This is a genomic window from Nonomuraea spiralis (assembly GCF_014648435.1).
GTDB classification, from domain to species: domain Bacteria; phylum Actinomycetota; class Actinomycetes; order Streptosporangiales; family Streptosporangiaceae; genus Nonomuraea; species Nonomuraea spiralis.
Genome location: NZ_BMRC01000032.1, coordinates 18,262 through 41,344 on the forward strand (window position 1 = coordinate 18,262; position 23,083 = coordinate 41,344).

A 23,083-nucleotide genomic window follows, 5' to 3' on the forward strand; every position below is an offset into this window, starting at 1 on the left:
GCGGTTCACGAACCGGGATGCGCGTTTCACCCGACAAGGGGGATATGAGAGGAAAAGTACTGGCGGCGCTGACCACTATGGCCCTCGCGGCGGCCCTGGTCTCGTGCTCGGGGGGCACCCCGCTCGACGCGCCGCCCGGCACGGGCAAGGTCATCGTGGACGCCGACATGGGCGAGCTGAACGACGACGCCCAGGCTCTGTTCCTGCTGGCCGCCGCGGAACAGGTGGACCTGCTCGGCGTCACCACGGTGGGCGGCAACACCTGGCCGGAGGAGGGCACCGCGTACGCGCTGCGCCAGCTTGAGCTGATCGGCAGGGCCGACGTCCCGGTGGTGACCGGCGAGACGAACGTGCCGGCGTCCCGGGCGGGTTACGTCGGCGCCCTGGAACGGCCCCGGCCGGCGTCCCCCCGCGCCCTGGCCACCCCGCCGCACGGCGGTTACGCGGCCGGCGGGCCGACGCCGGGCGGCGCCGCCGACTTCATCGCCGGGCAGGTGAGCCGCCATCCCGGCGAGGTGACCGTGTTCGCGCTCGGCCCGGCGACCAACCTCGCCCGCGTCGTACGCGACCACCCCGAGGCGGTCCCCCTGATCAAGGAGGTCGTGTACCTCGGGGCCGCCGACGAGAACACGGAGTTCAACCGCTGGTTCGACCCGGCGGCCTCGGCGGCCGCGTTCGCCGCGCCGTTCCCGCGCCGGCTGGTCGTGACGCTGGAGGCGGCCGACCGGATCGGCATGGACCGCGAGACCTACGAGCGGGTGGTCGCCGGCCCCGCGACACCGGTCCGCACGCTCTTCAAGGAGCTCCAGGGCCCGCTGTTCGCGAAGGACGCCGGGCACCGGCTGCCCGTCTGGGACGCCGTGGCCGCGGCGGCCTTCCTCGACCCCGGCGTCGTCGCGGACGCCGACGGCCGCACCGTACGCGAGGTGGACCAGGACCGGTTCTGGGACCTCTACGCCGGGCTGCTCACTCCTCCGGGAAGTGGCAGCTCACCTGCCGCCCCCGCACCGGCGTGAGCACCGGCGCCTCGGTACGGCACAACGCCTGCGCCTTCGGGCAACGGGGATGGAAGGTGCAGCCGGGCGGCGGCGCGAGCGGGCTGGGCGGGTCGCCGAGCAGGACGATACGCTCCCGCGCGGCCTCCACCTCGGGATCGGGCACCGGCACGGCCGACAGGAGCGTACGCGTGTAGGGGTGCGCGGGGTCGGAGTAGACAGTGGCCGAGGAGCCGGTCTCCACGATCCGGCCCAGGTACATGACGGCGACCGTCTCGCACATGTGCCGCACCACCGACAGGTCGTGCGCGATGAACAGGTAACCGAGCCCGAGGTCGGCCCGCAGGTCGGCGAGCAGGTTGACGATCTGGGCCTGGATGGACACGTCCAGTGCCGAGACCGGCTCGTCGCAGACGATCAGGCTCGGGCGGGAGGCGAGGGCACGGGCGATGCCGATCCGCTGCGCCTGGCCGCCGGAGAACTCGTGGGGGTAGCGGTCGGCGTGCTCGGCGTCCAGGCCGACGAGCCTGAGCAGCTCGACGACGCCGTCCCGGTCCACGGTCCGGCGCGGCCCGGCGACGATCTGCCGCACGGTGTGGCGCGGATTGAGCGACGCGAACGGGTCCTGGAAGATCATCTGTAGCCGGCCGCGCATCGGGAGCAGGGCCCGCGGGCCCAGGTGGGTGATGTCCTGGCCGTCGAAGGTGACGGTCCCGCCGGTGGGTTCGAGCAGCCGGACGATCATGCGTCCCGTGGTGGACTTGCCGCAGCCCGACTCGCCGACCAGCCCGAGGGCCTGGCCTTCCGGCACGTCGAAGCTCACGCCGTCCACCGCCCGGACCCCGTGCCCGCGGCGTCCGGGGAAGGTCATCCGCAGGTCCCGTACGGAGAGCATCAGTGGTCGGCTCCTTCCAGATGGCACGCGACCCGGTGGGGATCGCCCGCGAGCGGTGGGCGCGTGGTCGCGCACGTGTCCAGGGCGGCGGGGCAGCGCGGATGGAACCGGCACCCCGGCGGCGGCGCGAGCAGCGAGGGCGGCGCCCCGGCGATCGCCCTCAGCCGGGTACGGCCCGGGTCCGCCCCCGGCACCGAGTCCAGCAGCGCCCGCGTGTACGGATGCAGCGGCCGTTTGAAGATCTCCCTGGCCGGCGCGTGCTCCACGGTGCGGCCGCCGTACATGACCAGGACGTCGTCGGCCATCCGCGCCACCACACCCAGGTCGTGGGTGATCAGGACCACCGCGAGCCCCCGCTCGCGCTGGATGCGCGCGATCAGGTCGAGGATCTGCGCCTGGACGGTCACGTCGAGCGCGGTCGTCGGCTCGTCGGCGATGAGCACGCCCGGTTCGCAGGCCAGCGCCATCGCGATCATCACCCGCTGCCGCATGCCGCCGGAGAAGCGGTGCGGGTGTTCCCCGGCGCGCCGCCGCGGCTCCGGGATGCCCACCTCCGCCAGCATCTCCACCGCCCGCTCGCGCGCCACCCGCCTGCTGGTACGCCGGTGCAGCCGGTACGCCTCGGCGATCTGCTCCCCCACCGTGAAGAAAGGATGCAACGACGACAGCGGATCCTGGAAGATCATCGACACCGCGCTGCCGCGCAGCCGGCGCAGCCGTTCGGCCGGGGCGCCGACGAGCTCTTCCCCGTCGAGCTCGATCGACCCCGCGACCGTGGCCCGGCGGTGCAGCCCCAGCAGCGACAGCGCGGTCACGGACTTGCCCGACCCGGACTCGCCGACGACGCCCAGCGTCCGCCCCCGCTGCACGCCGAACGACACGCCGTCCACGATCCGGACGTCGCCGAAGCTCACGGACAGGTCGCGTACGGAAAGGATCACGAGTACCTCACCCTGGGGTCGATGACCGCGTAGACCAGGTCCACGAGCAGGTTGGCCAGCACGATGAAGAAGGCCGCGAGCAGCGTCGTGCCGAGGATCACCGGCTGGTCGGACTTGACGATGCCGTCGTAGGCCAGCCGGCCGATGCCGGGCAGGCCGTACACGGTCTCGGTGATCATCGCGCCGGCGAGCAGGCCGCCGAGGTCCATGCCGAAGACGGTGACGACCGGGGTCATGGCCGCGCGCATGCCGTGCTTGGCGACGACCGTCCGCTCGTGCAGGCCCTTCGCGCGGGCCGTCCTGATGTACGGCTCGGCCATCGTCTCGATCATCTGTGCCCGGGTGAGCCGGGCGTACATGGCGGCGTAGAGGGCGGCCAGCGTCACCCAGGGCAGGATCAGGTTGCCGGCCCAGGCGGCGGGGTCGTCGGTGAGCGGCACGTACGCGGGGTACGGCAGCAGCCCGGTCACCCGTACCACCAGCAGGAGCAGCACCATCGCCACGAAGTAGACCGGCAGGGACGCGCTGGTCAGCGTGGCGATCATCAGCGTCCGGTCCAGGACGCTCCCCCGGCGCAGCGCCGAGACCACCCCGACCGTGACGCCCACGGCCAGCCACAACAACGCCGCGCCGATCGCCAGGGACGTGCTGGCGCCGAGCCGGTCGATCAGCAGGTCCCAGACCGGCAACGCGTTCTGGTAGGAGAAGCCGAGGCAGGGCACGTGGCAGCCGGGGCGGCCCGCGACGATGCCCACGACGTAGCCGCCGAACTGCTCCCACAACGGCCGGTCCAGGCCCATCTGCGCGCGCACCTCGGCGACCCGCTCGGGCGTGCAGGTCTTGCCGCACGCCTGGACGGCCGGGTCGGACGGCAGCACGTAGAAGATCACGAAGGTCACCGCGCAGATCACCAGCAGCACGCCGGCGACCGCGAGGGCCCGCCTGACCAGGTACAACGTCACTGCGCCGCCCCCTTGGGGTCGATGGCGTCGCGCAGGGCGTCGCCGAGGAGGGTGAAGGCGAGCACGGTCAGGAACAGGCAGGTGCCGGGGATGAGCAGGTACATGGGGTCGACCTCGTACCAGAGCATCGCCTCCTGGATCATCTGCCCCCACGACGCGGTCGGCGGGCGCACCCCGACGCCGAGGAACGACAGCGCCGCCTCGGTGCCGATGTTGGCGGGCACCGCGAGGGTGGCGTACACGAGGATCGGCGCGGTGATGTTGGGCATGATCTCGCGGAAGACGATGACGCCGTTCAGCGCGCCGCCGACCCGGGCGGCGTCCACGTACTCGCGGTGTTTGACGGAGATCGCCTGCCCGCGCACGATCCGCCCGATGTACGGCCAGCCGAACCCGCCCATCACGCACACGAGCAGGACCATGCGGTCGCCGTCCGGCAGGACCGAGATGAGGGCGATCATGAAGATCAGGCTCGGGAACGACATGAGCAGGTCCATGGTCCGGCTGATCACCGCGTCCGCCCAGCCGCCGAGGTAGCCGGCCAGCAGGCCGAACACGGTGCCGAGCAGCACCGACACCAGAGTCGCCAGGGTGGAGATGAGCAGCGAGACGCGGGCGCCGTACACGATGCGGCTGAACACGTCGCGGCCGTTGACCGGCTCGACGCCGAGCCAGTGCTCGCCGCTGACGCCGCCCAGCACGCCCTTGGGCACGCCCGCCAGCTCCTGGTCGATCGCGGCCGGGTCGAAGGCGTCCGGCGGCCAGCCGTTCACCTTCGTCAGCAGCGGCGCGGCGAGCGCGACCAGCACCAGGACCGTCACCACGACCAGCCCGAACCGGGCGGCCGCGCCGCCCAGCAGGCGCTTCCTGACCAGCCGGGCGGGCGGGCTCGCGGCGACGACCGTCGCCGTCATGTCCGGATCCGCCGGTATCCGGGGTAGCCGTTGCTCACTTCTGCTTCACCTCCAGCACGGCGAAGTCGAGCTGCCCGGACCAGACGGGATGGCCGACCGCGCCGGCGATGTCCTTGCCGACCAGGATCGGCTTGCGGTCCCACGCGTACGGCACCGCGGGCGAGGACTGCATGATCTGCCGGTCGAGGTCGATCCAGGCGGTCTCGGCGGCCTTCGGGTCGCTCATGGCCTGGATCTCGTCGATGCGCTTCTGCACGGCCTCGTCCTTGAACTGCCAGACGTTGCCCGAGTTGCCCTTCTCGACGATCGTGCGCCCGTCGAACAACAGCGGCAGGAACGTCGCCCCGGACGGGTAGTCGGGGCACCAGCCGTAGGTGAACAGGTCGGGCGTCTTGGCGGTGTCGCCGACGGTGTCGTAGTAGACCGAGGGATCGACGGGGGTGAGCACGACCTCGATGCCGGCCCGCTTCAGCGACGCCTGCACGGCCTCGCCGAGCGCCTTGTCGCCGGTCGAGATCGTCATCTTGACGTTCAGCCCCTTGCCGCCCAGCAGGGCCTTGGCCTTCTCGACGTCCCCACCGGGCGGGAGCCGGAACACGTCCTGTGCCGTGCCGCCCGACAGGGCCGGCGGCAGGTAGGAGGTGGCGATCGAGGTCATGGCCGGGCCGCCCGCGGCGGTCTGGAGTGCCTGCTTGTCCAGGGCGAAGTGCACCGCCTGCCGGGCCTTCGGGTCGTCGAAGGGCGGCTTGGAGGTGTTGAATCCGATCATGTCGGTGCACCCCGACATGGCGTTGACCAGGCGCGACTTGACGTCGGGGCGCGGCAGGATCTTGGCCAGGCTGGCGGCGCTGACGTCGGTGTAGGAGATCGAGGAGGCGTCCTCGCCCCTGCTCTCGATGAGCCGGTCGTCGATCACGCCCTGCCGCAGGCCCTGCTTGACCACGATGCGGTCGGGCGCGGCCTTGCGCACCTGGTCGGTGGCCGCCGACCAGTGCGGGTTGCGTACCAGGACCATCTCCTTGCCCCGGTCGTACCGCTCGATCTTGTACGGCCCCGAGGAGAAGGGCCGGTTGTCGTACTGCGCCCCGGCCTCCTTCGCGGCCGGCACGGGCGCGAACGTCGGCAGCGTCACCGTGTAGGAGAACTCGGCGACCGGCCGCTTGAGCCGGAAGACGATCGTCCGGTCGTCGGGGGTCTCGATCGAGTCCAGGTGCTCGCCCTTCAGCGGCCCCTTGTAGTCGGCGGCATCGGCCAGGTAGAGCTGGGCGTAGTTGGGGCCGCCGGGCAGTTCGGGGGCGAAGGAACGCTCCACGTTGTACTTGATGTCCTTCGAGACGACGGGGGTGCCGTCCTCGTACTTGACGCCCTCCTTGAGGGTGAAGGTCCACACCTTGCCCCCGTCGGAGGGGGTGCCCAGGTCGGTGGCCAGATCCGGGACGATCTCGTGGCTGCCTGCCTTGAAGGTGGTGAGGGTGCGGTAGATCAGCCGGATGCCGAAGTCCATCTGGGGCATCGTCCAGTTGCGGGCCGGGTCCAGGTGGGAGAAGTCCTGGTTGGACAGGATCGTCAGGGTCCCGCCCCCGGCCGCCGCCGGTGCGGCGGCCTTGCCGCCGCCGCCGCAGGCCGCCACGCCGAGCAGGAGCCCCGCAGTCAACACGTTACGGAGAGTCACGGATCACTCCAGTGAGGTGAGGAGTCCCGGACCGGGACCGGCGGGAGGGGGCTCGCCGGTCCCGGCACCCGGGGGGGTCTAGTACTCGGTCTTGACGGTCGCGCCGGAGAAGGCCTGCGCGGCGTGGAGGCTGATGTAGTTGTAACCGGCGGGCGGGTTGTTGATCACCAGGGTCTCGGCGTTGCCCGACGCGGTGGAGCGCTGGGTGTAGGCCGAGGTGGTGGCCCAGCTCGCGGCGTTGTAGTAGAGGTCGGCGTTCCCGGTGCCGCCGGAGGCGGTGATGGTCAGCCGGGCCGTGCCCGCGGGCAGGTAGATGTAGAAGTAGGCGTAGTTGCCCTGGGTGGCCGACACGTTGCTGCGCTTGCAGTTCTTGTCGAGGACGCGGGTGTCGGAGGCGGTGCACTCCGGCGTCGAGCCGCCGCCGGTCGACACCGTGACCTGCCGGCTGGCCGTCGCGCCGGCGCCGCCGTTGTCGGTGACCGTCAGCGTGACCGTGTACGTGCCCTGCGCCGCGTAGGTGTGCGACGGGTTGGCCGTGGTGGAGGTGGCGCCGTCACCGAAGTCCCAGCGGCGGGAGGCGATGGTGCCGTCGGAGTCGGTGGAGGTGTCGGTGAAGGCGGCCGTGAGGCCGCTGGTCGTGGAGGTGAAGGCCGCGGTCGGCGTCTGGTTGCCGCCCCCGCCGCCCGAGCAGGCCCCGGCCGCGCAGGCGGTGAGCCAGGTGTTCCAGTCGGAGTCGTACCGGCTGCCGATGGTGCTGGTCAGGAAGGTCCTGGCGGTGCTCCACGCGCCGGTCCGGTACGAGCCCAGCAGCGTCGCCACGTCGGCCGCGTGCTTCTCGAACATGTAGCGGACGGCCAGGTAGCCCCACCGGTAGATGCGGGTGGTGTCGTGGTCGTAGGTCGTGTTCCACAGCGTGCTGAGGGCGTACGTGCGCTTGCCGGCCTCGGTGATCGCGGCGTCGTAGACGACCTTGCGGTAGGAGTAGGAGACGTACTCGGCGAAGCCCTCGATCCACCAGATGGTCGGCGTGCTCACCCCGGCGTTGAAGTCGCCGTACATGTCGAAGCGGCCGTCGAGGTAGTGGGTGTACTCGTGGTTGAGGTTCCAGATCTGGAAGTCGGGGCGCAGCCACTCGGCCTCGTAGGCGATGAACCTGGGCTGGTTGCCGGCGGCGGCGGGGTTGCCCTCCAGGTACATGCCGCCGTTGTTGGTGTCGATGCCGAACATGGCGCCGGCATAGGTCTGGTAGTCGGTGCTGGAGTCGAAGACCACCACTTCGAGGGTGGTGTTGTTGTCGCCCGAGACCGGGCCGGTGTCCTTGACCAGGTTGTGGAAGAAGGCGTCCTGGTTGGCCAGGCTGGAGCAGGAGGCGGCGAGCTGGGCGGCCGTGACGTCCTGGGCGCGGATCCTGATGCTGGCGCTGCAGGTGTGGGTGATCGGCAGCACGCTGGCCGCCAGGCGGTTCGCCAGGTCGCAGGTGCCGTAGTAGGAGCAGTTGGCCTTGTCGTAGGAGTCGGTCATCTCGGCCACGCCCACCCACAGCGGCGCGGTGGCGCCGGTCATGGCGCTGCGGCCGAGCAGGCTCTTGGCCAGCGGCCGGACGGTGGCCTGCAGCGCCGCGTGCTGGAGGAAGCGGCCCAGCTCGCGCCCTGCGTTGGAGGCGAGGTAGGAGCGGTCGGTGCCGAGCAGGTTCAGGTGGTTGGTGGCGAAGGAGTTGAGGCTGTCGAGGACGCTGCGGTCGGACTGCACGGCGCTGACGAAGGCGGGCACCTGGTGGCCGCGGAACAGCACGGTGTAGACGTTGTTGACCGCGTTGAGCATCCACCACGACGCGTCGTAGGAGCTGTTGTAGCCGTCGAGCAGGCGCTTGACCACGTACAGGTAGCGGTCGTTCTGCTCGGCGCTGTCGATGAGGGTGACGGCCTCCGACAGCACCTCACCGTTGGCGTCGCTGACGGTCCAGGCGCGGGAGCTGCCGAAGAAGGCGTCCAGGCCGGACCGGATCGCGGTGGTGAGCGCCTGGCCGTACGTGCCGACGTCGCCGGAGTAGTACCAGTGGACGTAGTAGCCGGCGCGCAGGTAGAGGACCAGTTGCGCCGTTCCGGTGGTGTTGTCGCCGGGGTAGCTCGCGGAGTTGTCGCGCAGCGCGTAGGCGACGCTGGACATCTGCGCCTCACGGAAGGCGTAGTAGGCGTCCGTGCCGGTCAGGTTGAACAGGGTGTTGACGCAGTCGGTCGTGCTGGACTTGATCTGCTGGACGAGCGCGCTGCCGGTGCGGCTGGTGAAGTCGGAGACGTTGCAGGCGGCCGCCGCCGCGGCGACGCCCTTCCGCGCCGACGGCCTGGCGTGCTCCTGCTGGGTGGCTGGTTCGTCGTAGTCGCGGCGCAGGGCGTCCTTGGCCGCGGGTTGCGGCGCCCGGTCACGGGTGTCGAGTGCCGTCTTGCGTACGTGGGGCGCGTCGTCGTCGGTCACCCTCGTGAGCGAGGGGGCCGGCGGGGGTTCGGCCGCCGCGTTCGCCGCCGTGGCGGCGAAGGGCGACAGGAGGGTGAGGGCGGCCAGCGGGGCGATCAACCGCCAGCCTGGTAGGACCTTGCGCACTAGAACCTCCGGGGGGTATCCGCATGGATGCGAGGTCGGGTATGAGTGTGCGGTCGTTCCGGAGGGCGTGGTCATACGGCGCCGCATAAGTGTTGCCTATGGAGCATCCCGAATACGTCGCCAACAGCCATCACATGTCACATAATTCTGGGCTATGGACCTGGATCTCCGGCATCTCCGAATGGTCTGTACGATCGCCGAGGCGGGCAGCGTCACCAAGGCGGCGGCACGCCTCGGGCTGTCCCAACCGGCGATCACGACCCAGCTCCGCAAGATCGAGGAGATGGTGGGCGGCGACCTGTTCACCCGCAGCCGGAACGGCGTCGAACCCACCCCGCTCGGCCGCCAGGTCATCGCCCGCGCGCGGATCGTCCTGTCGGAGATCGACTCGCTCTTCGGCGACCTGCACGACGCCAACCCGGCCGTCTCCGGCCTCCGGCTCGGATGCAGCCATCTGGCCTGCGTGGCCAGCGTCGTGGACCGGGTCGGCGAGGCGTTACCCGGCCGGTCGATCTCCCTGCGCATCGAGCCGTCCAGCGCGCAGCTCGCCGACGCGCTCACCCACGGCCAGCTCGACGCCGCGCTCATGGGCATGATCGAGGGGTTCGACATCACCCTCACGCCGCCGGTGGTCACCCGCACGCTGGTGCCCAGGTATCCCATCTTCGTGGCCATGGCGGCCGGCCACCCGCTGGCCGAGCACCCCGAGGTGCACCTGTCCGACCTGCGGAACGAGCGCTGGATCAGCCCGCCCGGCGCCGACGACGGCTCACTCGCCGCCCTGCGCGCCGCCTGCCGGGCGGCCGGCTTCGAGCCGGACGTGCGCTACGACGCCCCCAGCGGGGCCGGCCGCCCGCTGGTCGCCGCCGGGCTCGGCGTACGCCTGGTCGATCCGACCTGGCCGGTGCCCGAGGGCACCGCCGTACGGCCGCTGGCGGGCGAGCCGCAGGTCGGGCACCTGGTCATGGCCTGGCGCAGGGACCTGATCGGCCTCGACGCGGCGGCGGCCATCTACCGCGGGCTCGCCGCCGCCTTCGAGGATCACATCGATGACAACCCCATCTTCCGCCAGTGGTGGGACGCGCACCCGGGCACCCATCCCCTCCGCTGACGGGTGCTTCAGCGCGCCAGCCGCAGGGTGACCAGCTCGAACGGCCGCAGCGTCACCCGGATCGACCGGCCGGGCCGCTCGGGCTCGGCCAGCGGGCGTTCCAGCAGGTCGGTCACGGTCACCGAGCTGACGGGGAAGCCGGCCGTGAGCGTGGCCGCGGCCCGGCCGCCGCGCGACTCGTGGAAGCGCACGACCACGTCGCCGCTGCCGTCGTCGGCCAGCTTGACCGCGGTGATCACGACCGCGTCGTCGTCCACCGTGACCAGCGGGGCCACCTCGGCGCCGCCGGTCAGCACGCGCTCGGGCAGGTTGACGAACCAGCCCTCGCGCACCGCGTCGCCGATCGTCGCCCCGGGCAGCAGGGCGTGCCGGAACGTGTGCCTGCCCTGGTCGGTCTCGGGATCGGGGAAGCGGGGCGCGCGCAGCAACGACACCCGCAGGGTCGTGGTGGTGCCGCCGTCCTCGCGTACGGCACGGGTCACGTCGTGGCCGTACGTGGAGTCGTTGACCACGGCCACGCCCCAGCCCGGCTCGTCCAGGTGCACGAACTTGTGGTTGCACGCCTCGAACTTGGCCGCCTCCCAGCTCGTGTTGGTGTGGGTGGGGCGGTAGGCGTGGCCGTACTGGCTCTCGGAGGCGTAGCGCTCGGCGCGTACGTCGAGGGGGAAGGCCAGCTTGAGGAACTTCTCCGTCTCGTGCCAGTCGACCTCGGTGGCGATGTCGACGCGCCGCTCCGCCAGGGAGATCACCTGCGTGACGGACGAACGCCCGAAGGAACGGGTGACGCGGACCGAACCGGGCTCCGCGCCGGCCGTCACCTCGTCGGCGGCGGTGAGGTCCACGACCGTGTTGCGGTAGAACTCGTCCACGTCCCAGGCGTCCCACATGTTCGGGAAGTCCTGGTGGAGCTGGAGCAGGTTGGCTTCCTGGCCGGGCGGCAGGGTCTCGCGCCCGGCCCCGAGGTCGTAGGCGGAGACGATCAGGCCGCGCCCGTCGACCTGCACCCGCAGCAGGCCGTTGTCCAGCACGTAGCCGCCGCCCTCGCGGGGTTCCCTGCTCGTCGCGGCCCCCGGTACGGCCGGGCCCGCGCCGCCGGCGGGCACGCCGTTGCGGGCGTGCGGGGAGGCGTTGAAGACCAGCTCCCGGGAGCCGTCCCCGGCCAGGGCCCGCTGGGCGTCGGCGATCAGGCCGGTCAGCTCGTCGGCCAGCGCCGCGTAGGTGTTCCTGGCCTCGCGGTGCACCCACGCGATCGACGAGCCGGGCAGGATGTCGTGGAACTGGTGCAGCAACACCGTCTTCCAGATGCGGTCGAGCCGCTCGTACGGGTAGGGCGCGCCCGCGCGTACGGCGGCCGTGGCGGCCCACAACTCGGCCTCGCGCAGCAACGACTCGCTGCGCCGGTTGCCCTGCTTGGTCTTGGCCTGGCTGGTGAGCGTGGCCCGGTGCAGCTCCAGGTAGAGCTCGCCGACCCAGACCGGCGGGCTGGGGTACTCGGCCTCGGCCTTGGCGAAGAAGTCGGCCGGGGTCTCCCAGGTGACGGTGGCCGAGCCCTCCAGGTCGCGCAGCCGGGCGGCCTTGGCCACCATCTCGCGGGTGGTGCCGCCGCCGCCGTCGCCCCACCCGGTGGGGGCTAGCGAGTGGCGGGCGACGCCCTTGTCCTTGAAGTTGCGGGCGGCGTGCGCGATCTCCCTGCCGTTCATCGAGCAGTTGTAGGTGTCCACCGGCGGGAAGTGGGTGAACACCCGCGTCCCGTCGATGCCCTCCCACAGGAACGTGTGGTGCGGGAACGTGTTCGTCCGGCTCCAGGAGATCTTCTGCGTGAGCAGCCGCTTCGAGCCCGCCGCCTTGATGATCTGCGGCAGCCCGGCCGCGAAGCCGAACGTGTCCGGCAGCCACACCTCCTCGTTGTCGACGCCGAACTCCTCGATGAAGAAGCGTTTGCCGTGCACGAACTGCCGGGCCATGGCCTCGGAGCCGGGCATGTTCGTGTCGGACTCCACCCACATGCCACCGGCCGGTACGAACCGCCCGGCCGCCACCACCTTGGTCACCTTGGCCCACACCTCGGGCCGGTGCTCCTTGATCCACGCCCACTGCTGGGCCTGCGACATGGCGAACACGAACTCCGGCTCGTCGGCCAGCAGCGCCGTCATGTTGGCCGCCGTACGGGCGACCTTGCGGACGGTCTCGCGCAGCGGCCAGAGCCAGGCCGAGTCGATGTGGGCGTGGCCGACGGCGCTGATCCGGTGGGCCGAGGGCACGGCGGGCGCGGACAGCACGCCGGTCAGCACGGCGCGGGCCGCCCCGGCGGTGGCGTTGACGTCCTGGAGGTCGATCGTGTCCAGGGCGCGGTCGATCGCCCGCGTCAGCTCCGAGCGGCGGCCGCTGTCGGCGGGCAGCTCGTGCATCAGCTCCCCGGCCACCTCCAGGTCGAGGATCAGGTTCCAGACCGTCTCGTCGAAGACGGCCAGGTCCATGCGCACCAGCCGGTACTGCGGCTCGCTGCCCGCGGTCTCCTTGTCGCCCAGCGGGGTGGGCACGAACGGCTTGTAGCCGAGCACGACCGGGTTGGAGGCCGCCTCGATCCGCAGCTCGACCTCCTCCCCGCCGGCCACCGGCGAGCCGACGCGCACCCACTGGTTACGCGGGTTGAGCCCCTTCACGGGTGTGCCGTCGGGCAGGTAGACCAGGCCCTCGCACTGGAAGCCCGGCATGTTCTCGTCGAAGCCGAGGTCGAGCACCGCCTCGACGGTCCGGCCCGCCCATTCCTGCGGGACCGTGCCGGTGACCGTGAACCAGCTCGTGCCCCACGGCGCGCCCCACGCGGCGCCGGCCGCGATCGGCTCGGCGGGCGCGGTCAGCCCTTCGGCGACGGGTACGGGCTCGCCCGGCGCGTGCCAGACACGTACGTCCATCGGCACGGACTCGGGGTAGACGGCCGGGCGCAGGCGTTCGTCCAGCACGCGCTTGAGACGGGCTTCGACCAGTGTGCGGTCGTCATGCATCGGAGAGCTCCCTAGAGGTGGGGGTCAACCCTTGATCGCGCCTTCCGCGACGCCCTTGAAGAAGAAGCGCTGGAGGGACGCGAACACGATCACGATCGGCAGGAAGGAGATCATCGTGCCCGCCGCGATCAGGCGGGGGTTCGCCGTGAACGTGCCGTTGAGGTACTGCAGGCCCACGGTCAGCGTGTAGTGGTCGGGGTCGTTGAGCACGATGAGTGGCCACAGGAAGTCGTCCCAAGCACCGATGAACGCGAAGATCGTGATCACACTCAGCATGCCACGGACGTTCGGAAGTCCGATATGGCGCAACCGCTGCCATGCGGTCGCCCCGTCGATGATCGCGGCCTCGTCCATCTCGGGCGGGATCGAGCTGAACGCGACCCGCATCAGCAACACGTTCAGCATGCCGATCGCGCCGGGCAGCGCCACGCCCGGCAGCGTGTCGGCCAGGCCCAGGTCGCGGACGATCACGTACTTGGACACGATCGTCACCTCCTCCGGCAACACCAGTGTGGCCAGGAACGCGCCCAGCAGCAGCTTGGCGCCCCGGAAGCGCAGCTTGGCCAGCGCGTAACCGGCCAGGGTGGCGCCGATCGCGTTGCCGGTGACCACGATGGCCGCCACGACCACGGAGTTGGCCGCGTACGACCAGACCGGGATCGTGCGGGCGACCTCCACGAAGTTGTCCAGCGTGGGCCGCTCGGGCAGGAACGTCGGCGTGCTGGTGTAGATGTCCTCGCTGAGGCTCTTCAGCGACGTGGACAGCTGCCACAGGAACGGCGAGATCGTGATCGCCAGCACCAGCAGGAGCAGCGTGTACCGCAGCGCCCGCTCGCCCGGCGAGACCGTGTTGAACGAGCCCCCGCCCCGGCGGCGGCGGTGGGCCGGATCGGTCCGTGCCACGTCAGGCCGCCTTCCTGTCGAGCCGCAGCAGCAGGAGCATCGGGCCGATGGTGATCACCAGCAGCACGATGCTCAGCGCGGAGGCGTAGCCGAGGTGGCCGGAGAAGCCGCGGCTGTACATCTGGATCAGCATGACCACCGACATGTCGCGCCCGCCGGGGCCGCCGGTGCCGTTGGACAGCACGTACAGCTCGGAGAACACGCGCAGCGCCGACACCGACACCAGCACCGAGACCAGCAACATGGTGTTGCGCACGCCGGGGACCGTGACGCTCCAGAACCTGCGGATCGCGCTCGCGCCGTCCACGGCGGCCGCCTCGTGCAGCTCGCGCCGGACGTTCCCGAGGGCCGACAGGTAGATGATCATGTAGTAGCCGAGGCCCTTCCACACGGTCAGGCTGATCGCGCTGAACAGCAGCAGCCACCGGTCGGTCAGGAACGGCACCGGCGCCGCGATCACGCCCAGCCACTGCGCGAAGCCGTTGACCAGGCCCCGGTCGTCCAGCAGCCAGCCCCAGATCAGCGCCACCACCACGGCCGAGGCCACCACCGGGGTGTAGAAGGCGGTGCGGAAGAACATGATCCCCGGCAGCCGCTTCTCCACGAGGATCGCGATCAGCAGCGGCAGCATGGTCAGCAGCGGCAGGCAGACCAGCATGAACACGACGCTGTTGACCAGCGCGTCCACGAGCTGGTCGTCGTTCAGCACCCGTTCGGCGTTGGCCAGGCCGGTGAAGTGCCCGCCGCCGAGCGGCTTGGCGTTCGTGAACGACAACACGACCGTGTTGATCGAGGGCCAGACGTTGAACGCCACCAGCCAGACGGCGGCGGGCAGCACCAGCAGCCACGGCGTGAACCAGCGGCGGTGGGTCATCCGGTGCTCAGCTCTTGAGCAGTTCGTTGCACTTCGCCACCGACTTGTCCAGCGCCTCCTTGGACTCGGTCTCGCCGCTGATCGCCGCCGCGAACTGCTGCCTGACGTACTTGCTCATGGCCTCGGTGACCTCGTACGGCTGCAACACCTTGGCCTTGGCCAGCGAGGTGAACGCGGTGACCTTGGCGTCGCCGGAGTTCGTGCCGTCGCTCTTGCTGAAGAACGGGTCGGCGGCCGACGCCTTGGTGCTGGGGAAGATGTTGACCAGGTGGGCGAAGGCGGCCTGGTTCTCGGCGTTGGTCACCCAGCGGGCCAGGGCCAGCGCGGCGGGCAGGTTCGCGGTCTTCCTGGAGACCGACAGGCCCTGGACGTACAGCGGGGGCACGTCCCACACCGGCGAGGAGACCACCTTGGGGGCCAGCGTCGGGTTGTCGGTGGCCAGGCTCGTGATGTAGTTGCCGCCACCGGTGGTCCAGGCGACCGTGCCCTCGTTGAACAGCTTGGCGTTGCCCGAGTACGTGTCGGTCAGCACGTCGCGCGGCAGCAGGCCCGCCTTGAACGCCTCCCGGTAGCGGTCGAGCACGGCGACGGCCTCGGGGGTGTTGAAGACGAAGCTCTGGCCGTCGTCGGAGAGGATCTTGACGCCCTCCTGCGTGAGGTCGCCCAGCTCGGGGCGGCGGCTCATCAGGTAGACCTTGCCGCCGGACTTCTCCTTGACGGTCCTGGCCTGCGCGATCAGCTCGTCCAGGCCGGTCGGGGGCTTGGCGGGGTCGAGGCCGTACTTCTTGAGCAGTTCGGAGTTCCAGTAGTTGACGTCGGTGTTGAGGTACCAGGGGTAGCCGTAGACGCCGGTGTGGCCGGAGAAGCGGTAGGCGTCGACGCCGCCGGGGACGTACTCGGCGGCCAGGTCGGCGTCCGCCTGGCCCACGTCGAGTAACAGGCCCTGTTTGACCAGGGGCAGCGCGAAGTCCGGCGGCAGGTTGGTGACGTCGGGCAGAGTTCCGCCGGCCGCCTGGCTCAGCACCTTCTCGGAGTAGCCCTCGCCCGGCTGGTCGAGCCATTCGACCTCGACGCCGGGGTACTTCTTCTCGAAGGCGTCGATGACGCCCTGGACGTAGTCGGTGAACTTGGGCTTCAGCGCCCAGGTCTGCAGGCTCACCTTGCCCTTCACCTCGCCGGTCAGGCTCGCGCTGGGCACGGCCCGGCCTTGGTCCGGACCCTGCTCCGCGCCGCCGAGCCCGCAGCTCGTGACGATCATCGTGGTGGCCACGGCCAGTCCTGCCCAGTACCTTCGCATGAAGCACTCCTTCTGGGAACTAAACCGCTCTAGTTGCGGGACTATCCACCGGGCTACACTGCGGTGTCAATAGTTGAGACGAACTCGTGAGGAGCCACCGTGGGCCGACCGACGATCGCCGACATCGCCGAACGGGTCGGGGTGTCCAAGGGCGCGGTGTCGTTCGCACTCAACGGCCGTCCCGGCGTCAGCGAGGCGACCAGGGCCCGCATCCTCCAGGCCGCCAAGGAGATGAACTGGCGGCCGCACAGCGCGGCCAGGGCGCTCGGCGGCTCCAGGGCGGAGGCGGTGGGCCTGGTGATCGCCAGACCGGCCAGCACGCTGGGCGTGGAGCCGTTCTTCGCCCAGCTCCTGTCGGGGCTCCAGGCCCGCCTGTCGGCCCAGTCGGTGGCCATGCACCTGCTGGTGGTCGAGGACGTCGAGGCCGAGATCGAGGTCTACCGCGAGTGGGCCTCGGCCCATCGGGTCGACGGGTTCATCATGGTCGACCCGCAGGTCCGCGACCCGCGCATCGACGCGCTCCAGGAGCTGGAGGTGCCGGCCGTGGTGCTCGGCGGGCCGGGCCGGCACGGCTCGCTGTCGAGTGTGTGGGCCGACGACCGGGAGGCGATGTTGTCGGTGGTCGACTACCTGGCCGCGCTCGGCCACCGGCGTGTGGCGCACGTGGCCGGGCTGCCGCGCTTCCGGCACACGCAGCGGCGGATGCGGGCGCTGCGCGACTCCGTGCGCAGGCTGGGGCTGGTCGAGGCGGTGTCGGTGCCGACCGACTTCAGCGACGCCGAGGGCGCCGCCGCGACCAGGGCGCTGCTGTCGCGCGGGCGGCGGCCCACCGCGATCGTCTACGACAGCGACGTGATGGCGCTGGCCGGGCTGGGGGTGGCCGGGGAGATGGGGGTGCGCGTGCCGGACGAGCTGTCCATCGTGGCCTTCGACGACTCGGTGCTGACCCGGGTCACGCATCCGGCGATCACGTCGTTGTCGCGGGACACGTTCGCGCTGGGCGGGCAGGTGGCCGAGGTGCTGCTGGAGCTGATCGCCGACCCGGGGCGGCCGCGCGACCTGAAGACCGCCACGCCGCGCCTGGTCGTCCGCGAGAGCACCGCGCCGCCGTCCCGCGACGCCTGACCGCGTCCCGGGCGGGCCGCGGCGCCCTCCTTGGAGCGGTGTCTTGGCAAGCTGACTAAACCGATTTAGGGTGCGGGGAGATCGAATCGACTCCTCGGAGGACGTGTGCCCTTCCCCTTGCGTTTCGGCGCCAACTACGTGCCCGCGGAGGGCTGGTTCTACAGCTGGCTCGATTTCTCGGCCGACGCGGCCCGCCGCGACCTGGCGGACCTGGCCGGGATCGGCCTCGACCACATCCGGATATTTCCGGTTTGGCCGTGGATTCAGCCCAACCGCGCGCTCATCCGGCAGCGTGGCGTCGACGACGTGCTCGCCCTCATCGACATCGCCGCGGAGTTCGGCCTGGACGTCTGCGTCGACCTGCTCCAAGGCCACCTGTCCAGCTTCGACTTCCTGCCCTCCTGGGTGCTCACCTGGCACCGGCGCAGCCTGTTCACCGACCGCGACGTCCGCGACGGCCTGGCCGCGTACGTCGACCGTCTCGCCCGCGAGGTCGCCACCCGCGACAACGTGTTCGCCGTGACGCTGGGCAACGAGGTCGACAACCTCTTCCCGGCCAACGGGACCACCCCGGACGCGTCCTCGGCGTGGGCCGCCGAGCTGGTCGAGGTGGCCCGTGCCGCCGCCCCCCGCCTGCTCGTCCTGCACTCCCTCTACGACGCCGCCTGGTACGACCCCGGCCACCCCTTCCACCCGGCCGACACCGTCGGCCTCGGCGACCTGACCACCGTGCACTCGTGGGTGTTCAACGGCGTGTCCGCCCTCGACGGCCCGCTCGGCCCGGCGACCGTCTCCCACGCCGACTACCTGGTCGAGCTGGCCGCCGCCACCAGCGCCGACCCGGCCCGCCCGGTGTGGCTCCAGGAGGTCGGCGCACCCGCCCCGGACGTGCCGGCCGCCGACGCGCCCGCGTTCGTCCGCGGCATGCTCGACCTGGTCACCGCCAACCCGGCGCTGTACGGCGTCACGTGGTGGTGCTCGCACGACCTCGACCGCTCGCTGGCCGACTTCCCCGAACGCGAGTACGACCTCGGCCTGTTCACCGTCGACCACCGGATCAAGCCGGCCACTCGGGAGCTGGCCGCCGTGATCGCCGAGCACCGCCGTACCGGCGGGGCCCGGCAGGGGGACGGCCCCGGACGCAGGCCCGCGCTCGTCTGCGAGGCCGACCTCGCGGCCGAGCCCGGACGGCGCGGCGAGGTCGCGCCGGGCAGCCCCTTCCACGCCGAGTGGGTACGGCTGCGCCGGTCCGGGCCCGTGGCCATCGTCACCAAGGCCCGCAGCGCGGACACCGCGCATCTCGAAGCTCGGGGGATCGACACCGTCCTGACCCAGGCATGAGACAAGGAGCTCAGATGCCACGCAGGCTGTTATCCACCTTGTGCGCGGCGGCCTCATTGGCCGCGGCGCTGGTCGCGGGCCCGGCACAGGCCGCCGCGGCGCCGGGCGGCCAGCCGTACGCCTCCTACTGGTACCCGGACACCATCCTGTCCTGGGACCCGGCCACCGACCCCGACGCCCGGTTCAACCGCTCCCGGGTGCCGCTGCGGCCCCGGATCCAGGACCCGGCGCTGAAGGCCAACACGAACGCCCGCGCCGGCGAGGGCCGCATCGCCTCGCTGGTGTCGTTCGGCCCGACCTCGAACAACCCGTCGCAGGGCTCGTCCGACCCGAACTACTACGCCTTCGGCTATTGGCAGTACGTCGACACGCTGGTCTTCTGGGGCGGCTCGGCGGGCGAGGGCCTGATCCTGGCCCCCAACCCCACGGTGATCGACGCCGCCCACCGCAACGGCGTCAAGGTGTACGGGACGGTCTTCTTCCCGCCCACCGCCTACGGCGGCCAGATCCAGTGGGTGCGCGACTTCGTCCGGAAGTCCGGCTCCTCGTACGTGGTGGCCGACAAGCTCGTCCAGGTGGCCCAGCACTACGGTTTCGACGGCTGGTTCGTCAACCAGGAGACCGCGGGCGGCGACGCGGCCCTGGCCACCGAGCTGCGGTCGCTGATGAAGTACGCGAGGGCCAAGGGCCCGGTCGAGTTCATGTGGTACGACGCCATGACCGAGAGCGGCTCGGTCTCCTGGCAGAACGCCCTGACCACGGCCAACGACGCCTTCCTGGCCGACCCGGCCAAGGTGTCCGACTCGATGTTCCTGAACTTCGGCTGGTCGGCGGGCGGCCTGGTCTCCTCCCGCGACCGGGCCAGGTCGCTCGGCCGCAGTGGGTACGAGCTGTACTCGGGCATCGACACCGAGGCGAACGGCTACGGGACGGGCGTGTCGTGGGACGCGCTGTTCCCCGCCGGGCAACCGCACGTCACCTCGCTCGGCCTCTACCGCCCGGAATGGACGTGGAAGTCCTCCTCCGGCCGGGACGACTTCCGCGCCAAGGACGCCCGTTACTGGGTCGGCGCCAACGGCGACCCGTCGAACACCTCGACGTCGTCCTCGTGGAAGGGCCTGGCCACGTACGTCGCGGAGTCCAGCGCGATCACCGCGAAGCCCTTCGTGACCGGGTTCAACGCGGGACAGGGCGACTTCTACAACGAGGGCGGCGTACGGGTCGGCACCGGCGGCTGGAACAACCTCTCGCTCCAGGACGTGCCGCCCACCTACCAGTGGCTGGTCTCGTCCGCCGGGACCAGGCTCACGCCCTCGATCGACTTCGGCGACGCGTACGAGGGCGGGTCGTCGCTGCGCCTGCGGGGCCGCCTGGACTCCGTCAACACCGTGCGGCTCTACCAGACGAAGTTGCCGGTGGCCGCCGACACCAAGCTGTCGGTCGTGTTCAAGGCCCCGGCGGCGGGCGCGACGAACCTGCGGGCGGCCGTCGCCTTCACCGACGCGCCCACCACGTTCACCACGTTCGACCTGGGCTCGGCCGCGGGCGCCGGGTGGGAGCGCCGGACGCTCGACCTGTCCGCGCACGCCGGGAAGACGATCGCCCAGCTCGGTCTCCAGACCACCGGCGACAAGGACGCCTACGACATCCGCGTCGGCCAGCTCGCCGTGTACGACGGCGCGGTGGACGTGCCGCCCGCGCCCACCGGCGTGACCGTGCTCGGCTCGACTGACGTGTCGGCCGCCCGCAAGTCGCTGCGCCTGTCCTGGACGGGCTCCGGACAGGTGCACCACTACGCCGTCTACCGCCGCAACCCCGACGGGACGCGTACGTACCTGGGCGGCACGCCCAACGACTCCTACTTCGTCCCGCAGCTCGACCGGGTGGGCGCCGAGACCTCGACCACGATCGACGTCGAGGCGGTCTCCCCCGAGCACGGCCGCTCCCCCGCCGCCTCCACCACGGTCACCTGGGGCGGCGGCGGCCCCGGCGAGAGCAACCTGGCGCTCGGCCGGCCCGCCACCGCCTCCGGCCAGTGCAACGCGGACGAGGGCCCGGCCAAGGCCGTCAACGGCACCGTGAACGGCGGCAACACCGACAAATGGTGCGCCCTGACCAGCACGAAGTGGCTGGAGGTGGACCTCGGCTCGGCGAAACAGCTCACCCGGTTCGTGGTCAAGCACGCCCAGGCCGGCGGCGAGCAGGCGAGCTGGAACACCCGTGACTTCACCGTCCAGGTCCGCTCGTCCGCCTCGGACCCGTGGACGACGGCGGTCACGGTCACCGGCAACACCGCCGGGACCAGTACGCACCCGGTCACCGCGACCACCCGGTACGTGCGGTTGAACATCACCAGGCCCACGCAGGACTCCGACCCCGCGGCCCGGATCTACGAGTTCGAGGTCTGGGGCTCCTGACCGGAGCCGAGGTGCCGGCCCGCCTGCCCGGGCCGGCACCTCAATCCGCCGTCCGCAGCGGGAAGTGGCAGGCCACCTGGTGCGCGCCGCCCGCCAGCGGCGGTTCGGTCTCGCAGATCTCCTGGGCGAGCGGGCAGCGTGTCCTGAAGCGGCAGCCCGTGGGCGGGTTCTGCGCGCTGGGCAGCTCGCCCTTGATGGCCACGCTCGTACGCGGGGCCACGCCGGGCTCGGCGGACGGCACGGCCTCGATCAGCGCCTGCGTGTACGGGTGCCGGGCGGCCCTGACGACGTCGCGGGCGGGCCCGACCTCGACGAGCTTGCCCAGGTACATGACGCCGATCCGGTCGGACATGTAGTCCACGACGGACAGGTCGTGGCTGATGAACACGTACGACAGGCCCAGCTCGCGCTGGAGGTCCCGCATCAGGTTGAGCACCTGGGCCTGGATCGAGACGTCGAGCGCGCTGACCGGCTCGTCGCAGACGATCAGCCGCGGCTCCAGGGCCAGCGACCTGGCCAGCCCGATGCGCTGGAGCTGGCCGCCGGAGAACTCGTGCGGGTACCGGTCGAGCACCCGTCGGGGCAGTCCCACCTGGTCCAGCAGGGTGCCGATGCGGGAACGGCGGGCGGCCCGGTCGCCGGCCTGCTGGATCTCCAGGGGTTCGGCCAGGATGGAGTCGACGCGCATGCGGGGGTTCATGGCCGCGTAGCTGTCCTGGAACATGAGCTGGACCCGCCGGTGCATGCGGCGGCGGGCACGCCGGTCGAGCGTGGCGATGTCGGCGCCGTCCACCACGATCTGCCCGGCGGTCGGCTCCTCCAGTCCGACGATCAGCCGGCCCACTGTCGACTTGCCGCAGCCCGACTCGCCCACGAGCCCGAAGGTCTCGCCGGGGAGCACGTCGAAGCCGACCCCGGCGACGGCGCTCACCTGCGGGGCCTTGCGGCCCAGGGAGCCCGCGCCGTCGTAGTTCTTGACCAGGTCGCGCACGGACAGGATCGGCGTGGCCCCCGCCTGCGGCCCGGACCGGTCCGCGACCGGCGCGGCGGCCTCGGCCCGCGCCCGGGGCTGGAGCACCGGGTGCAGGCAGGCGTGCTGGTGCTCGCCGGCCGACAGGGTGACGTCGGTCGTACGGCACTCCTCGGTGGCGAAGCGGCAGCGGGGGGCGAACCGGCATCCGGTCATCGGCCGGGACAGGTCCGGCGGCAGGCCGGGGATGCTGTAGAGCGCGCCGCCGCCGTGGTCTGCCGCGCCGGGCAGCGACTCCATCAGGGCCTCGGTGTAGCGGTGGCGCGGCTGCCGGAACAGCTCGGCGGTGGTGGTGGCCTCCACGACGCGGCCGGCGTACATGACGGCGACCCGGTCGGCGCGGCTGGCGATCACGCCCAGGTCGTGGGTGACCAGGATGACCGCCATCCGGAACTCCTCGCGCAGGTCGTCGATGAGTTCGAGGATCTGGCGCTGGGTGGTGACGTCGAGCGCGGTGGTCGGCTCGTCGGCGATGAGCAGCCGGGGCGAGCAGACCAGGGCCATGGCGATGACGACCCGCTGGCGCATGCCGCCGGAGAGCTGGTGCGGGTAGGAGTCGGCGATCTTGTCGGGACGCGGCATCCCCACCCGCCGCAGGATCTCGATCGCCCGCTCGCGCGCCTCCGCCTTGCCGACGCCCTGGTGGATCCGGAGCGGCTCGGCGACCTGGGCGCCGATGCGCATCGTGGGGTTGAGCGAGGTGAGCGGGTCCTGGAACACCATGCCCATCTCGACGCCGCGGATCCTGCGCATCTCGGCGGGCGGCAGGGACAGCAGGTCGCGGTCCTCGAACAGGATCTCGCCGCCGACGACGGAGCCGCCGGACGGCAGCAGGCCCATGATCGACAGGGCGGTCATGGTCTTGCCGCTGCCCGACTCGCCCACGATGCCGAGCGTCTCGCCCTGCCGTACCTCCAGGTTGACGTGGTCGAGGGCGTGCACGACGCCGTGGCGCAGCGGGATGTCGGTGCTGACGTCGCGCAGGCGCAGCAAAGGGCTCATG

At 71.4% G+C, this 23,083-nt stretch carries 16 protein-coding genes; 5 read left to right on the forward strand and 11 right to left on the reverse strand.

Features of this window, described 5'->3' with window-relative positions:
* The first annotated feature begins 44 nt into the window (after positions 1–44).
* Entirely contained in the window at positions 45–1,016 is a 972-nt protein-coding gene (locus tag IEZ27_RS44845) for a nucleoside hydrolase (protein WP_229824913.1), read from the forward strand.
* Here the strand turns inward: IEZ27_RS44845 and IEZ27_RS44850 are convergent.
* From IEZ27_RS44850 to IEZ27_RS44875, 6 genes are all read right to left on the reverse strand, one after another.
* Positions 967–1,890 carry an ABC transporter ATP-binding protein gene (locus IEZ27_RS44850; protein ID WP_189652837.1) on the reverse strand — a complete coding sequence of 308 codons (924 nt, stop codon included), beginning with the start codon at positions 1,888–1,890 and terminating at the stop codon, positions 967–969. The genes IEZ27_RS44845 and IEZ27_RS44850 overlap by 50 nt on opposite strands.
* On the reverse strand, positions 1,890–2,831 hold the full coding sequence (locus tag IEZ27_RS44855; protein ID WP_189652838.1) for an ABC transporter ATP-binding protein: 942 nt from the start codon (positions 2,829–2,831) through the stop codon (positions 1,890–1,892). Before IEZ27_RS44855 ends, IEZ27_RS44850 begins: the two co-directional genes overlap by 1 nt.
* Positions 2,828–3,793, reverse strand: coding sequence for an ABC transporter permease (locus IEZ27_RS44860; protein ID WP_125645478.1), 966 nt, complete (start codon positions 3,791–3,793; stop codon positions 2,828–2,830). Before IEZ27_RS44860 ends, IEZ27_RS44855 begins: the two co-directional genes overlap by 4 nt.
* Positions 3,790–4,707 carry an ABC transporter permease gene (locus IEZ27_RS44865; protein WP_125645476.1) on the reverse strand — a complete coding sequence of 306 codons (918 nt, stop codon included), beginning with the start codon at positions 4,705–4,707 and terminating at the stop codon, positions 3,790–3,792. Before IEZ27_RS44865 ends, IEZ27_RS44860 begins: the two co-directional genes overlap by 4 nt.
* A gap of 34 nt (positions 4,708–4,741) precedes the next feature.
* Complete coding sequence (locus IEZ27_RS44870) at positions 4,742–6,379, reverse strand: ABC transporter substrate-binding protein (RefSeq protein WP_229824914.1); 1,638 nt, start codon at positions 6,377–6,379, stop codon at positions 4,742–4,744.
* 78 nt (positions 6,380–6,457) lie between these two features.
* Positions 6,458–8,977 (reverse strand): collagenase, encoded by a 2,520-nt coding sequence (locus tag IEZ27_RS44875; protein ID WP_229824915.1) that lies wholly within the window; start codon positions 8,975–8,977, stop codon positions 6,458–6,460.
* A gap of 154 nt (positions 8,978–9,131) precedes the next feature.
* Here IEZ27_RS44875 and IEZ27_RS44880 point away from each other — a divergent pair, with 154 nt between their 5' ends.
* Positions 9,132–10,088: a LysR family transcriptional regulator gene (locus IEZ27_RS44880; RefSeq protein ID WP_189652840.1), complete on the forward strand. Its 957-nt coding sequence runs from the start codon at positions 9,132–9,134 to the stop codon at positions 10,086–10,088.
* Between the two features lie 8 nt (positions 10,089–10,096).
* On the opposite strand, the gene IEZ27_RS44885 is transcribed toward IEZ27_RS44880, so the two are convergent.
* From IEZ27_RS44885 to IEZ27_RS44900, 4 genes are read right to left on the reverse strand one after another with little or no spacing between them, the layout of a single operon-like run.
* Positions 10,097–13,093: an alpha-mannosidase gene (locus IEZ27_RS44885; protein ID WP_189652841.1), complete on the reverse strand. Its 2,997-nt coding sequence runs from the start codon at positions 13,091–13,093 to the stop codon at positions 10,097–10,099.
* Between the two features lie 24 nt (positions 13,094–13,117).
* Entirely contained in the window at positions 13,118–13,996 is an 879-nt protein-coding gene (locus tag IEZ27_RS44890; RefSeq protein ID WP_125645468.1) for a carbohydrate ABC transporter permease, read from the reverse strand.
* A gap of 1 nt (position 13,997) precedes the next feature.
* On the reverse strand, positions 13,998–14,870 hold the full coding sequence (locus IEZ27_RS44895; protein WP_125645466.1) for a carbohydrate ABC transporter permease: 873 nt from the start codon (positions 14,868–14,870) through the stop codon (positions 13,998–14,000).
* 7 nt (positions 14,871–14,877) lie between these two features.
* Positions 14,878–16,167: an ABC transporter substrate-binding protein gene (locus tag IEZ27_RS44900; RefSeq protein ID WP_189652842.1), complete on the reverse strand. Its 1,290-nt coding sequence runs from the start codon at positions 16,165–16,167 to the stop codon at positions 14,878–14,880.
* A gap of 99 nt (positions 16,168–16,266) precedes the next feature.
* Between IEZ27_RS44900 and IEZ27_RS44905 the strand changes: the two genes are divergently transcribed.
* The 3 genes from IEZ27_RS44905 to IEZ27_RS44915 all read left to right on the forward strand — a co-directional run bounded on the left by IEZ27_RS44905 (position 16,267) and on the right by IEZ27_RS44915 (position 21,050).
* Complete coding sequence (locus tag IEZ27_RS44905; RefSeq protein WP_189652843.1) at positions 16,267–17,292, forward strand: LacI family DNA-binding transcriptional regulator; 1,026 nt, start codon at positions 16,267–16,269, stop codon at positions 17,290–17,292.
* Between the two features lie 105 nt (positions 17,293–17,397).
* Positions 17,398–18,633 (forward strand): glycoside hydrolase 5 family protein, encoded by a 1,236-nt coding sequence (locus tag IEZ27_RS44910; RefSeq protein ID WP_189652844.1) that lies wholly within the window; start codon positions 17,398–17,400, stop codon positions 18,631–18,633.
* A 14-nt stretch (positions 18,634–18,647) separates the two neighbouring features.
* Positions 18,648–21,050, forward strand: a complete 2,403-nt coding sequence (locus tag IEZ27_RS44915; protein ID WP_189652845.1) for an endo-beta-N-acetylglucosaminidase — start codon at positions 18,648–18,650, stop codon at positions 21,048–21,050.
* 40 nt (positions 21,051–21,090) lie between these two features.
* Here IEZ27_RS44915 and IEZ27_RS44920 read toward each other — a convergent pair whose 3' ends face one another.
* A complete protein-coding gene (locus IEZ27_RS44920; protein ID WP_189652846.1) occupies positions 21,091–23,082 on the reverse strand; it encodes an ABC transporter ATP-binding protein in 1,992 nt (663 codons plus the stop codon).
* Position 23,083: the final 1 nt, after the last annotated feature.